The following is a 13126-nucleotide window of genomic DNA, read 5'->3' on the forward strand; positions in this document are numbered from 1 at the left end:
GTTTACCTGGGCGTGAGAAGTGTTCGACCGGGCCGTAATCCCCGGCTTCCGCTCCGGCACGGGCATCGCGCGCGTCACCCACACGGCGGACCCCCATCCGAGGGCGTGCCGCACCGGACGGCGCATCGGCGGAAAGCGGCCCACCCGGGGCCGCCGGTCAGTCGGCCGCGGTCCAGGCCTTCGGGCCCATGCCGCGCCACTCGATCAGCTCGGGGTCGTCGACCGTCGTGTTGCTCTCGGGCAGACCCGCCCGGCGCAGGAACTCGACGATGTCGAGCAGGTGGTACGCGGTGCCGACGTACTCTCCACGGATCGTGACCTTCCGGCCGCCGTCGGAGCCCGGCGGCTGCACGATCACGGGCGCGCCTTCCATAGTTACTTGGTGCCCCCCACGGGGCGGCTCAAGCGGCCCGGGCCCACCGGGCCGGAAATCGGCGGACGGCCGGGAAGCCGGGCACGCGTCCGCCTCCGCGGTCTTCACCAGGCGCGCACGTCACGTCACTCCGCGCGCCCTGCGCGTCGGTGGGCGCGGTCGCCCCGCCCCCTACGGGGCGACCGCGCCCACCGGACCGGCGCCGGCTCCGCGTGTTCCCGGCGGAGTCGGTCCGGACGGGTTCCCCGGCCCGCCCGGACGGCACCCCAAGACCCCCTTGGGTGCCCGGCGCCGCTCTCAGGCCGTCAGTGTCGCCCACACGGCGTGGCCGCTGGTGAGCCTGGAGCGGTCGACGCCCCAGGAGTGGGCGAGTTGCTCGACGAGCAGCAGCCCGCGGCCGCCCTCGTCGTCGGGGCCGGGCTCGCAGCGGGGCAGGCCGCGGCCCGAGTAGTCGTGGTCGTGGACCTCAAGCCGTACGCATCCGTCGGCGACCAGGCCCATCCCGCACAGGATGCGCACGCTCAGGGTGTGGATGACGGCGTTGGTGGCCAGTTCGGACACGAGCAGGACCGCGTCCTCGCAGAGCGTGCGGGGCAGCCCCCACTCACTCAGCCGGGCTCCCACGGAGCGGCGGGCGACTCTGACACTGGAGCGGTGCGAGGGCAGCTCGATCCAGTGCGCCTGGGCGGGGTCCGCGACGTCTAACAGATCGCGGGGGGAAGTCGTGTGGGGGGACACGGTGTTGCCTTCCGTAAGGCGGGCGCGGCGGGGAACAGGCAGGGCAGGGCAACGTCTCCACGGGAGGCGGACGTTGCCCGTGATCGTGCACGCGATTTACTCAAGTAACTATGCGCGCCCGCAAGTTCAGCCTGCAACCGACTCCCTGATAATTTCAGGATGCGGGTATCCGTATGGTCGCTTCATCAAGTGCCTGTCACACTCGACCCGGTGACAGTCCCTCAGGAGGTAGGGCGTGAGCGAAGGCCGTTCGAACGCGGGCAGCACCAGTGCGCCCACCGTTCTGCGCATGATCCTGGGCCGCAGACTCCAGGAGCGGCGCCAGGGGGCGGGCGTCTCCCTGGAGGACGCGGCACGGGCGCTCCGGGTCACTCCCCTGACCATCCGCCGGCTGGAGAAGGCGGAGGTGGCGCTCAAGCCCCTGTACGTGGAGAAGCTCCTGGAGACCTACGGCGCCGAGCGGCAGGAGATGGACGAGTTCGTCGCCTTCGCCGAGCGGGCCAACGAGCCGGGCTGGTGGCACACCTACCGCGATGTGCTGCCCACCTGGTTCAGCGCCTATGTGAGCCTGGAGACCGGGGCCCAGACCGTGCGCACCTACGAGCCGCACTACGTCACGGGGCTGCTGCAGACCCACGCGTACGCGCGCTCGGTGCTCGGCGGCGGCTTCCCGAACGACCGTGACGAGGACCTGGAGCGGCGGGTGAACCTGCGGCTGCGCCGGCAGGCCCTGCTGGAGCGGGCGGACGCGCCCACGTTATGGGTGGTGATGGAGGAGGCCGTCCTGCACCGGGTGGTGGGCGGCCCCGAGGTGATGCGCGAGCAGATCGAACGGATCCTGGAGCTCTCGGAGCTGGAGCACGTCAGCGTCGACGTCGTCCCGTTCACCGCCGGCGCCCATGTGGGCGCCTGTGCCCCGTTCACCTACTTCCGGTTCGCGGAGCCCGAACTCCCGGACATCGTCTACAGCGAGATCCTCTCCGGCGCGATGTACCTGGACCAGCGCTCCGACGTCGTCGCCCATCTGGAGGCGCACAACCGCATGTCCCTGCTGACCTCCGACGCGCACAGCAGGGCGCTCCTGAACCGCATGCGCAAGGAGTACGCATGACCATCATCGACGGCAGTGCCCACCACGTGTACAACGGCATGCCCGCCTCGGACCTCGGTGAGCAGGGCTGGGAGTCGCCCTGGAGCGGCCCCAACGGGGGTCAGTGCGTGCAGACGAAGCAGCTCTCCGACGGCCGGATCGCGCTGCGGCAGTCGACCGATCCGGCCGGCCCGGCACTGATCTACACCCCGGAGGAGATCACGGCGTTCGTCGCCGGGATCAAGCGGGGCCTCGCCGACCATCTCACCACCGGCTGACCTCCGCCGGCCGATCTCTCCCCCCACGCACCCACCGAAAGGGACAGCATGACCACCTCGCACGCCGCGCGGGACATCGACACCAGCAGGCCCCACTCCGCCCGGATGTACGACTACTACCTGGGCGGCAAGGACCACTTCGAGGTCGACAAGAAGGCGGCCGAGACCGTGGCGTCGGCCTACCCGGGCATCTTCGTCTGCGCCCGCGAGAACCGTGCCTTCATGCACCGCGCCACCCGGGTGCTCGCCCGGGAGCACGGCATCCGGCAGTGGCTCGACATCGGCACCGGCATCCCCACCGAGCCGAACCTGCACCAGGTGGCCCAGTCCGTGGTCCCCGAGGCACGGGTGGTGTACGCCGACAACGACCCGCTGGTCCTCAAGTACGCCGAGCGTCTGATGCGCAGCACGTCGGAGGGGCGCACCACCTACATAGAGGCGGACGTCAACGACCCGCAGTCGCTGCTGGACGCCCCGGAGCTGGCCGCGCTCCTGGACCTGGAGCAGCCGGTGGCGCTGTCCCTCAACGCCCTGATGCACTTCGTCACGGACGCGCAGGACCCGTACGGCATCGTGAGCCGGCTGCTGGACGTGCTCCCCTCGGGCAGCGCGCTCGCCCTGAGCCACTGCACGCCCGACTTCGACCCGGGCACCTGGCAGAAGGTCACCGACATCTACAACGGGGCCGGTACTCCGGTGCAGTTCCGCTCGCGGGAGGACGTGGCGCGCTTCTTCGAGGGGCTCGACCTGCTCGACCCCGGTGTCTCGGTGGGCCACCGCTGGCGCCCGGACAGCGAGCCGACCGCCACCGACGCGGAGGTCAGCCTGTGGACCGGGGTGGGCATCAAGCCGTAGCGCGTGCGGGCTGTCGTACCGCACCGTGATCCGGCGGTACGACAGCCCGGCCGGCCGGTGGTCAGCCGATGTGGTAGCTGTCCCCGTAGACCTTCCAGTCCAGCGGGGTGTTCAGGCACAGGTTGCCCTTGTTCAGGAAGACCCGCTGCTCGGTGTCGACCCTGGTCGTGTCGCTGTGGGCCTCCTCCTGCTTCATGGCCCAGACGCGGGCGTCGAGGAAGGCGTTGAGATACGTCTTCTCGTTGCCGCCCTGCGCCGGGGGCTTGGCGTGGCCGAGGGCGCGCTTGCGTATGTTGCGGAAGCTGGTGGGGTCGTCGCCGTCGCCGTGCATGACGATGGCGTCGTAGTAGGTGAACTGGCCCAGCGTGCCGATCCCGTCCGTCTTGCCCTGCTGCACGGCCGGGTTGAAGTACACGCGGTCGCGCTCGTCGTTCTGCGCCTGCTGGAACGCGCTGTCCTGGGCGGCCTTGCGCCAGTCGGAGGGGAAGTTCGGGTCGAGGCCGGAGTGCGAGTCGGTGCCGTTGACCCGGCGCAGCGCCGGCAGGTACTTGGCGAGCACGTTGCCGGGTTTGCGGTCGGTGTAGAGCTGCACGAGGTCGAGCATGTCGCCGGTGCCGGAGCAGAATCCGATGATCCCGGCGGTGTAGCCGCGGCCGTCGCCGATGTCCTCGATGTACTTGTACTGCGCCTTCCAGTCGAGCGAGGAGTTCTCCGCGCTCGACACCAGCTTCATGGCGATCTCCTTCTTCGCCGGGTCGTCGAGGCCCACACAGCTCGCGGCCGTGGAGACGGCCGAGGCGTGCACCGGGCGCAGCAGGGGGGCCGCGGCCACGGATACGCCCAGCAGGGCGAGCAGGGCGCGGCGGGAGGTCAGGACCGGGTTCGTGGTCGCGTCGTTCGGATGACTCACGGGGGCTCCAGAAGGTGGTGGGGGGTGGGGAGTTGGCGCGTCTTACCGATAGGAAGGTTTCCTATCAGTGATGTATCAGTGATCGCCGGTGTTGTGTACCCGTCACACAGAAAGTTCGTAGGGTCGAACAAGGCCACCGAGGGGACACCGCGTTGTCAGTGCCGCTTGGTACAACTGCGATCATCACCGAGCGCACCCTTTTCCGTCACAGGAGCAGCCCATGACCATCCATCACCATCTCTCCGCCCTGTACCGGCTGCCCGCCCACACCTTCCCCGGCCCGGGCGCGCCCACGGACGGGCTGCCCGACGCGGAGGCGGTCGCCTGGCGGATCACCGGTGACGTGTACGACGCGGACGAGGACTGGGCGGACGCGTTCGCCCGCTTCCTCGCCGCCGTCGACACCACCCGGGTAAGGGCGTTGATCGTCGGCGCCTGGGAGGAGGCGTACGACACCGATCCGTCCACGGTGATCGAGGCGCTGCTGGCCGCGCGGGACCGGCTCCCGGCGCTGCGCGCGCTGTTCCTCGGGGACATGGTGATGGAGGAGTGCGAGATCTCCTGGATCAACCAGACCGATGTCGCCCCGCTGCTCGAAGCCTTCCCGGAACTGTTGGAGTTCGGGGTGCGCGGCGGTTCCGGGCTGGGCTTCCCCGCGCTGCGGCACACCGGGCTGCGCCGGCTGACGATGGAGGCCGGCGGGCTGCCCGCCGCGGTGGTGCGCGGGGTGGGTGCGAGCGACCTGCCCGCCCTGGAGCACCTGGACCTGTGGCTGGGCACGCCGAACTACGGCGGCGACAGCGAGGCGGCCGATCTGGAGGGGATCCTGTCCGGCGCCCGGCTGCCGGCCCTGCGTCATCTGGCGCTGCGCAACAGCGAGATGCAGGACGCCGTGGCCGCCGCCGTGGCCGACTCCCCCGTCCTGGACCGGCTGGAGGTGCTCGACCTGTCGATGGGCGTCCTGACCGACGACGGGGCCGCCGCGCTGCTGGACGGCCGGCCGCTCACCCATCTCAAGAAGCTCGACCTGCACCACAACTACCTGACCGAGCGGCTCCAGGACCGGGTCCGCGCGACCCTGATACCCGCCGGCGTCGAGGTGGACCTGGACCGTGACGACGCCGACGAGTACAAGGGCGACGACGGCACGGTGTGGCGGTACATCGCCGTGGGCGAGTGACCGGCCCCGCCATGGCGGACCTCCCCCACGTGCCGGGCCTCCCCCGCGTGCCGGGTCTCCCCCGCGTGCCGGGTCTCCCCGCGGAGCCCGGCCGCCGGCGCGGACCGGCGGGGGCGGGCGCCCGGTTCGCGGTCGTCGGCAATCCCGAGAACCGCCGGGTCGCGCTCTTCGCGGACGCGGTCCGCGCGGCCGGGCTGCCCGCGCCGCGCGTGGTCCCGTGGCTCGACGTGCTGCGGGCCGGCGGGGCCGGGTTCGGCGCCGAGGAGATCGTCCGGATCGACTCCCCCGGCGAGAACGCCGAGGTCGACCGGGTGCTGCGCGGCGACCGCGAGCCGACCCGGGTGGAGGGCTCGGCCCGCTGGTACGCCGGGTTCACCGCCGCGCTGGACACCCTGCGCGGCGGCCTGCGCCTCGACCACCCCGGCGACCTCGCCGTGCTCTTCGACAAGCGCCGCTGCCACGCCGTGCTGGACGCGGCCGGGGTGCCGGTGCCCGCCTCGCCGACCTCGGGCCCGGACGCGGCGCCGGTGCGCGGCTGGGACGACGTGCGGGCGCTGATGCGCGAGCACCGGATGCCCCGGCTCTTCGTCAAACCGGCGCACGGCTCCTCCGCGTCCGGTGTGCTGGCGGTGGAGTCGGCGGGCGGCGGCCGGATCCGGGCGACCACCTCGGTGGAGCGCACGGCCGACGGCGCGCTGTACAACTCGCTCAAGGTGCGCCGGTACGAGAGCGAGGCGGACATCGCCGCGATCGTGGACGCGCTCGCGCCGGACGGGCTGCACCTGGAGCGGTGGCTGCCGAAGGCCTCCCAGCAGGGGCGGGCCGCCGATCTGCGGGTCGTGGTGGTGGCCGGCCGGGCCACCCACGCGGTCGTCCGCACCAGCCGCACCCCGCTGACCAACCTCCATCTCGGCGGCCGCCGGGGCGACCTGGCGGCGGCCCGGCAGGCGGTCGAGGCGGCCGGTGCCCGCTGGTCCGAGGTGCTCGGGGTGTGCGAGCGGGCCGCCGCCTGCTTCCCGCGCACCCTGTGCGTCGGCGTCGACCTGCTGCCGGCGATCGGCTGGCGGCGGGCCGCGGTCGGCGAGGTGAACGCCTTCGGCGACCTGCTGCCCCGCCTCACCGGCCTGCCCGGCAGCGGCGCGGAGGGCCTGGACACCTATGCCGCCCAGGTCACCGCCGCCCTGCACCGCTACACCCGTACACCTAAGGACGACCCGCATGCCCTCGCCCGCCCCGGCCGCTGAGCCGGACATGACCGAGGTGGTCGGCAGCCACGACCTGCTCCTCGTCACCCTCGACACCCTGCGCCACGACGTCGCCGTGGAACTCGCCGCCGAGGGCCGTCTGCCCCACCTCGCCCGCCATCTCCCCGGCGGCGTCTGGGAGGAACGGCACGCCCCGGGCAGCTTCACCTACGCCTCCCACCAGGCGATCTTCGCGGGCTTCCTGCCGACCCCGGCCGCGCCCGGCCCGCACCCCCGCCTGTTCGCGGCGAGCTTCGCGGGCAGCGAGACCACCGCCCCCGGCACCTTCGTCTACGACACCCCGGACCTGGTCTCCGGCCTGGCCGGGGCCGGTTACCACACCGTCTGCGTCGGCGGCGTCGGCTTCTTCAACCAGCGGGGCCCGCTGGGCTCCATCCTGCCCGGCCTCTTCCACGAGGCGCACTGGGAACCGGAGTTCGGCGTCACCTCGCCCCACTCCTTCGAGAACCAGGTGGCCCGCGCCGAGCGGATCGTCCGCGAACTCCCCCGCGAGCAGCGGCTCTTCCTCTTCGTCAACGTCTCCGCCCTGCACCAGCCCAACTGGTTCCATCTGCCGGGCGCCACCCGCGAGGCGGGCGACAGCCGGGCCACGCATGCCGCCGCCCTGGAGTACGTGGACCGGCACATCGGCCGCCTGTTCGCCGCCGCGAGCAGCCGGCGCCGCTGCTTCGCGATCGTCTGCTCCGACCACGGCACCGCCTACGGCGACGACGGCTACACCGGCCACCGCCTGGGCCACGAGTCCGTGTGGACCGTGCCGTACGCCCACTTCTTCCTGGACCAGGCGGAGGCCGCCCGATGACCACAGCGACCACCGCGACCGCGGCGAGCCCCTACCAGAGCTACGTCTACGCCTACCCCCACAAGACCGCCTACCGCCGGCTGCCCGACCGCCCCGCGCTGCGCGACCTGTGGGCCGCCGAGCCGAAGAACGCCCTCTCCCTCTATCTGCACATCCCGTTCTGCGAGGTCCGCTGCGGCTTCTGCAACCTCTTCACCCGCATCGGCGCCCCCGACGGCCTCACCGGCGCCTACCTGGACGCCCTGGAGCGCCAGGCGGGCGCCGTACGCGAGGCCCTCGGCGACCGGAACGGCGTACGGTTCGCCACGGCGGCCTTCGGCGGCGGCACCCCCACCTTCCTCACCGCCGCCGAGCTGACCCGGCTCTGCGACATCGCCGAGCGGCGGATGGGCGCCGACCTGCGCGCCGTCCCCCTCTCGGTGGAGGCCTCGCCCGCCACCGCGACCGCCGACCGGCTCGCCGTCCTCGCCGAGCGCGGCACCACCCGGCTCAGCCTCGGCGTGCAGAGCTTCGTCGACTCCGAGGCACGGGCGGCCGTACGACCGCAGCGCCGCGCCGACGTGGAGGCCGCCCTCGCCCGGATCCGTGAGGCGGGCATCCCGGTGCTCAACATCGACCTGATCTACGGCATCGACGGCCAGACGGAGCGGACCTGGCTGCGCTCGCTGGACGCGGCCCTCGCCTGGCATCCGGAGGAGCTGTACCTCTACCCGCTCTACGTCCGCCCGCTGACCGGACTCGGCCGCCGCACCGCCCCCGACCCGGACCCGGCCTGGGACGCCCAGCGCCTGCACCTCTACCGCACCGGCCGCGACCACCTCCTGGCCCACGGCTACACCCAGCAGTCGATGCGCATGTTCCGCCGCGCCGACGCCCCGCCGCAGGGTGCCGACGACTACGCCTGCCAGACCGACGGCATGATCGGGCTGGGCTGCGGCGCCCGCTCGTACACCTCCGGGCTGCACTACTCCTTCGACTACGCCGTGGACATGCACGAGATACGCGGGATCGTCGACGACTACGTCTCCCGCCCCGCCGGGGACTTCGCGCATGCCGAGATCGGCCGCCGGATCGGCGTGGACGAGGCCCGGCGACGCCATCTGCTGCAGTCCCTGCTCCAGGCGGAGGGGCTGCGGCACGACGACTACCGGACCCGCTTCGGCGCGGCCCCCGGCGACCACTTCGGTACCGAACTCGGGCGCTTCGCCGACCGCGGCTGGCTGACCGACGACGGCACGGTCCTGCGCCTCACCCCCGAGGGCCTCGCGCACTCCGACGCGATCGGACCCGGCCTGTTCTCCCCGGCGGTGCGGGCCGCGATGGCCGCCTACGAGCGGAAGTGACGGCCCGGCCATGGACCTGACCCTGCTCTACCGGGGCCCGCTCGCCTCCTGCGACTACGACTGCCCCTACTGCCCGTTCGCCAAGCGGCGCGACAGCACGGACCAACTCCGCGCGGACCGTGCCGCGTTGGCCCGGTTCGCGGACTGGGCTCAGCGGGGGACCGAGGACCGGCTCTCGATCCTGTTCACGCCCTGGGGCGAGGGCCTGGTCCGGTCCTGGTACCGGCGCACCCTCACCGAGCTGTCCCGTCTCCCGCACATCCGCCGGGTGGCGATCCAGACCAATCTCAGCTGCCGCACCGACTGGCTCGCCGACGCCGACCCGGACACGCTCGCACTGTGGTGCACCTACCACCCCGGGCAGACCCCCTACGACCGTTTCCTCGGCAAGTGCCGTGAACTCGCCGACCGGGGCATCCGGTTCAGCGTGGGCATCGTCGGGCTGCCCGGCCATCTCGAAGCGGCCCGGCGGCTGCGCGCGGACCTGCCCGGGCACGTCTACCTCTGGGTCAACGCGGCCGAGGGCCACACCTACACGGACGCGGAGGCGGACCGGTGGACGGCGCTCGACCCGCTCTTCCCGTACAGCCGCCGTCCGCACGCCAGCGCGGGGCTGCCCTGCCGGACCGGGGAGTCGGTCGTCTCCGTGGACGGGGAGGGCACGGTCCGCCGCTGCCACTTCGTCCCGGCCCCGCTCGGCAACCTCTACGACGGCTCCTACCGCGCCGCCCTGCGCCCCCGCGCCTGCCCGCTGACCAGCTGCGACTGTCACATCGGCTATGTCCATCTGGAGACGCTGCCGCTGTACGACGTGTTCGCGGGCGGGGTCCTGGAGCGCGTCCCGGCACCCTCCCCCCAGTAGTGGAATATTCAACCACCCGGCTCCGTTGACGGCGTCGAAGGAGGTCACGAGTGGACACGACGTACTACGAGCAGGGAACCCTCGCCGAACGCTGGGACCGCGCCCAGCTGTTCTTCGACGCCAAGGACTACGCGGGTGCCGCGCGGGTGCTCGCCGGACTGGTCGAGGAGGTGCCGGAGCAGACCGGACCCCGGCTGCTGCTGGCACGCGCCTACTACCACTCGGCCCAACTGCGCAGCGCCGAGGCCGAGTTGCGCGCGATCGTCGAACGCGACCCGGTGGAGCACTACGCCCGGCTGATGCTGGGCCGCACGCTCCAGCGCCAGGCCCGGCACGAGGAGGCGGAGCCGCATCTGCGCCTCGCCTCGGCGCTGGCCGGGGACTTCCCGGAGGACTGAACAGCGGCGGACGAAACGAAGGGCTCCCGGATCTCCGGGGGCCCTTCGGCCGTCACAGGGGTGTGGTCGGCCGTCACAGGGGTGTGGTCGGCTGTCACAGGGGTGTGGCCGCGTGCAGGATCAGGAACAGGGTGATCGCCGAGTTCGCCGAGGACATCGCCGACACCAGGGCGCCGGCCGCCGCGCCCCAGACGGCGAGTCCGGCCGCGGTGAACGCCGAGGGCCAGTCGCGGGCCACCGGGGCGGGGCCGAGCAGTGCGGCGACCCGGCGCGGCACCGGGCCGGTGGCGGCCAGTGCGGCCAGGGTGGGCGCCGGGCTGCCCGTCGACAGCAGCGCCGCCTTGCCGATGGCCCGGGCGACCGTGCGCCGGTCCCCCACCGCGCGGGCCGCCTCCTCGTCGGCCCAGCGCTCGGCCGTGTAGACGACGGCGGTGCGCAACGGCCGCAGGAAGGGGTTGGCGCGGGCCGCCAGATGGACGGCGAGCAGGTAGCGGTGGTGCCGGGCGGCGAGATGCGCGCGTTCATGGGCGAACAGGGCCCGGCGCTCGGCGGGGGCGAGGCCGCCCAGCAGCCCGGTGGTGGCGACGATCCGGTCCGGGAGCGCGTAGGCGTAGGGGGTGCCGTCGGGCAGGACGGCGACCTCCCGGCCGGGCAGTCCGGTCAGCGCCCGCCGGGCCAGCCGGGCGCCCCGGCGGTGCCGGTGCAGGGCGCGTCCGCAGAGCACGGCCACCACACCGAGGGCGGGGATGGCGGCGCGGCCCGCGATCTCGTCGTGCGGGACGGCGGCCCGTACTTCCGGGTCGGACCAGCCGTCCGGGAGCGGGTTGCCGGGGAGCTGGGCGGTGCCCACCACCATCAGCAGGGCCAGGCAGAGTGTGCTGCACACGGCCATGACCAGGGCCACCGCGGTGAGCAGCCGGGTGGCGGTGCGCGGGTGCAGCCGCCCCTCGGCGAGCCGGGCGACGGGCCAGGCGGTCAGCGGCAGGACCAGCGGCAGGAAGACGAAGACCCCCATGTCCGGTCAGTCTTCCGTACCGCCGGGGCCGGTGGGCGAGGTGCGCCGAGTGTTCACCTGGCCCGGTCCCGCCGCCTCCAGGAGCGCCCGCAGCACCTGCTCGTCACCGGGCGGCAGCGCGGTGACGAAGCTCGCCAGGACGGCCTCCCGGTCCCGTTCGCCGTCGAGGAGCCGGCGCATCCGCAGGGCGGCGAGCCGGGCCACGTCGGCGGTGGGCGTCCACAGGAAGGCGCGGCCCTGCCGTTCGCGGGCGACGACGTCCTTGGCGAGCAGCCTGGTCAGGATCGTCACCACGGTGGTGTAGGCGAGGTCGCCGCCGAGGCGCTCCTGCACCCAGGCGGCGGTGACGGGCCCTTCGGCCTCGCGGAGCGCGCCGAGCACCTGCCCCTCCAGCTCTCCCTGCCCCCGCCGGGCCCGCGCCATGATCCCGTCTCCCTCCGGCGACAGCGTGTCTGACCACGCTACTTCACGCCGGCGCCCCTTCCGTACGATCGCCGCCCCCGCCGGTGCGCGATCTCGCCGAGCACGATGTCGACGGCGAGGAACGCGGCGAGCGGGATGCCGAGCAGCGGCACGAACCAGCCCAGCACCGCGATCACCGCCATGGCCGGGACGAGCAGGTACGGCGGGACCTCCGCCCAGGCCCCGCGCGGGATGGGCCGGCCGAAGGCGGAGCCCCGGCCGCGCTGCCACCACATGCGGTAGCCCCACAGGATCAGCAGGATCAGGGAGAGGGCGAGCAGGGCGAGGGCGAGCTGGTTGACGAGGCCGAAGAGGATGCCGGTGTGCAGGTCGATGCCCCAGCGGGTGAGTTTGGCGAGGACCGGGTAGTCGGCGAACCGCAGCACGTCGGTCACCTCGCCCGTCGTCGGGTCCACGGCGACGGCGTCCTGCTTCTCGGGCCAGCTGCGCTGGACCTGCTTGACGACGTACGTGCTGTTCGCGTCGGCGGGCGGGACGATCTCGACGGGGTCGCCCAGCCCCTCGGCGCGCGCGGCGGCCAGCACCTTGTCCAGGCCGACGCCGTGCTCGGCGTCGCCGCCGGTCCCGGCCGCCGTACCGTGCCCGGCGTGCTCGCCGCCGCTCGCGGCGGCCGACACGGACGGGGTCGCCTGCCCCAGGGAGGTGCGCAGGTCGTCGATGCTGGCGCCGGCGTAGGTGGACCAGGTCAGGCCGGTCGCCGACAGGAAGACGAAGCCGGCGGCGGCCCAGACGCCGACGGTGCCGTGCAGGCCGAGGGTGCGCCGCCGTCCGCTGGTGCCGCGCACCTTGCGCAGCGCCCGCCGCCGGGAGAACCACAGCACCAGGCCGCCGCCCGCGATCACCCACAGCCAGCTCGCCGCGAACTCGCTGTAGAGCCGGCCGGTGTCGCCGAGGTGCAGATCGCGGTGGAGTTCGTCGATCCAGGTGCGCAGCGGCAACGCGCCGGTGGAGCCGTACTGTTCGAGCGCGCCGCGCACCTTGCCGGTGTACGGGTCGACGAACACCGCGAGGGTGTGGTCCGGGTTCACGCCCTCGACGCCCGACAGCAGCACCCTGGTGGTCGCGCCCGCCTCGGGCGACGGCCGTATCGCGGAGACCGTGCCCTCGGGGTGCGCCTTGCGGGCCGCGGCGACCTGCTCGGAGACCGGCAGCTCGGACTTGCCCACCGGGACGGTCAGTTCATGGGCGTACACCAGCTTCTCGGCCTGGAAGGAGAAGGCGTACAGCAGGCCGGTGGTGGCGGCCACGAGCAGGAAGGGGGCGACCAGGACACCGGCGTAGAAGTGCAGCCGCAGGACGAGGGGGCGCAGCGGGGCCCAGCGGCTCGGCGGGGCGGCCGGGGCGGTGGGTTGCGGGGCTTCGTCCGATGGGGGTCCCCCCGATCGAGCGGAGCCGAGATTGGGGGAGGTCGGAGGAACGGTGGACATCGGCGGGTTCTCCGGGGGACTCGGGGCTGAGCGGTGACGGTCCAGTAGTCGGGCGGTGCGCGCCCCGAGTTCCCCGCAGGCAAAGTGACCCGTGTCACACTCTCGCT

The 13126-nt window shown here is 73.1% G+C and carries 15 protein-coding genes; 9 read left to right on the forward strand and 6 right to left on the reverse strand.

The genetic code is table 11. From position 1 onward, the window contains the following. Positions 1-157 precede the first annotated feature (157 nt). Positions 158-373 (reverse strand): hypothetical protein, encoded by a 216-nt coding sequence (locus tag ACIPSJ_RS22905; protein ID WP_359212431.1) that lies wholly within the window; start codon positions 371-373, stop codon positions 158-160. A gap of 297 nt (positions 374-670) precedes the next feature. Continuing rightward, complete coding sequence (locus tag ACIPSJ_RS22910) at positions 671-1111, reverse strand: ATP-binding protein (RefSeq protein ID WP_359212428.1); 441 nt, start codon at positions 1109-1111, stop codon at positions 671-673. A 235-nt stretch (positions 1112-1346) separates the two neighbouring features. On the opposite strand from ACIPSJ_RS22910, the gene ACIPSJ_RS22915 reads away from it, so the two are divergent. The 3 genes from ACIPSJ_RS22915 to ACIPSJ_RS22925 are packed head-to-tail and all read left to right on the forward strand — an operon-like array spanning position 1347 to position 3334. Beyond that, positions 1347-2222 (forward strand): helix-turn-helix domain-containing protein, encoded by an 876-nt coding sequence (locus tag ACIPSJ_RS22915; protein WP_401348252.1) that lies wholly within the window; start codon positions 1347-1349, stop codon positions 2220-2222. Then, complete coding sequence (locus ACIPSJ_RS22920; RefSeq protein ID WP_401348254.1) at positions 2219-2479, forward strand: DUF397 domain-containing protein; 261 nt, start codon at positions 2219-2221, stop codon at positions 2477-2479. Before ACIPSJ_RS22915 ends, ACIPSJ_RS22920 begins: the two co-directional genes overlap by 4 nt. 48 nt (positions 2480-2527) lie before the next feature. After that, positions 2528-3334 (forward strand): SAM-dependent methyltransferase, encoded by an 807-nt coding sequence (locus tag ACIPSJ_RS22925; RefSeq protein WP_359212420.1) that lies wholly within the window; start codon positions 2528-2530, stop codon positions 3332-3334. Positions 3335-3395: 61 nt separating this feature from the next. Here ACIPSJ_RS22925 and ACIPSJ_RS22930 read toward each other — a convergent pair whose 3' ends face one another. Beyond that, on the reverse strand, positions 3396-4244 hold the full coding sequence (locus ACIPSJ_RS22930) for a chitosanase (RefSeq protein ID WP_359212417.1): 849 nt from the start codon (positions 4242-4244) through the stop codon (positions 3396-3398). 220 nt (positions 4245-4464) lie between these two features. Here ACIPSJ_RS22930 and ACIPSJ_RS22935 point away from each other — a divergent pair, with 220 nt between their 5' ends. Genes ACIPSJ_RS22935 through ACIPSJ_RS22960 form a run of 6 tightly spaced genes read left to right on the forward strand, consistent with a single transcriptional unit; the run spans position 4465 to position 10094 of the window. Then, the gene (locus tag ACIPSJ_RS22935) at positions 4465-5424 is read left to right on the forward strand and encodes an STM4015 family protein (protein WP_401348258.1); all 960 of its coding nucleotides are present in this window, start codon (positions 4465-4467) and stop codon (positions 5422-5424) included. Positions 5425-5435: 11 nt separating this feature from the next. Beyond that, complete coding sequence (locus tag ACIPSJ_RS22940) at positions 5436-6668, forward strand: STM4014 family protein (protein ID WP_401348260.1); 1233 nt, start codon at positions 5436-5438, stop codon at positions 6666-6668. A gap of 7 nt (positions 6669-6675) precedes the next feature. Continuing rightward, positions 6676-7491: an STM4013/SEN3800 family hydrolase gene (locus tag ACIPSJ_RS22945; RefSeq protein WP_401348666.1), complete on the forward strand. Its 816-nt coding sequence runs from the start codon at positions 6676-6678 to the stop codon at positions 7489-7491. Beyond that, positions 7488-8834, forward strand: a complete 1347-nt coding sequence (locus tag ACIPSJ_RS22950; RefSeq protein WP_401348261.1) for an STM4012 family radical SAM protein — start codon at positions 7488-7490, stop codon at positions 8832-8834. The genes ACIPSJ_RS22945 and ACIPSJ_RS22950 overlap by 4 nt, the downstream gene beginning before the upstream one ends. Before the next feature lie 10 nt (positions 8835-8844). Continuing rightward, on the forward strand, positions 8845-9696 hold the full coding sequence (locus tag ACIPSJ_RS22955) for an STM4011 family radical SAM protein (protein ID WP_359212405.1): 852 nt from the start codon (positions 8845-8847) through the stop codon (positions 9694-9696). Positions 9697-9746: 50 nt separating this feature from the next. Then, positions 9747-10094: a tetratricopeptide repeat protein gene (locus ACIPSJ_RS22960; protein ID WP_401348264.1), complete on the forward strand. Its 348-nt coding sequence runs from the start codon at positions 9747-9749 to the stop codon at positions 10092-10094. 94 nt (positions 10095-10188) lie between these two features. Here ACIPSJ_RS22960 and ACIPSJ_RS22965 read toward each other — a convergent pair whose 3' ends face one another. The 3 genes from ACIPSJ_RS22965 to ACIPSJ_RS22975 are packed head-to-tail and all read right to left on the reverse strand — an operon-like array spanning position 10189 to position 13019. Continuing rightward, on the reverse strand, positions 10189-11109 hold the full coding sequence (locus ACIPSJ_RS22965) for a M56 family metallopeptidase (RefSeq protein WP_359212399.1): 921 nt from the start codon (positions 11107-11109) through the stop codon (positions 10189-10191). Between the two features lie 6 nt (positions 11110-11115). Continuing rightward, positions 11116-11532 (reverse strand): BlaI/MecI/CopY family transcriptional regulator, encoded by a 417-nt coding sequence (locus tag ACIPSJ_RS22970; RefSeq protein WP_359212396.1) that lies wholly within the window; start codon positions 11530-11532, stop codon positions 11116-11118. A 38-nt stretch (positions 11533-11570) separates the two neighbouring features. After that, positions 11571-13019 (reverse strand): PepSY-associated TM helix domain-containing protein, encoded by a 1449-nt coding sequence (locus ACIPSJ_RS22975; RefSeq protein WP_401348267.1) that lies wholly within the window; start codon positions 13017-13019, stop codon positions 11571-11573. Between the last annotated feature and the right edge of the window lie 107 nt (positions 13020-13126).

Origin of the sequence: Streptomyces sp. NPDC090088 (assembly GCF_044747345.1) — a bacterium.
Taxonomy (GTDB): domain Bacteria; phylum Actinomycetota; class Actinomycetes; order Streptomycetales; family Streptomycetaceae; genus Streptomyces.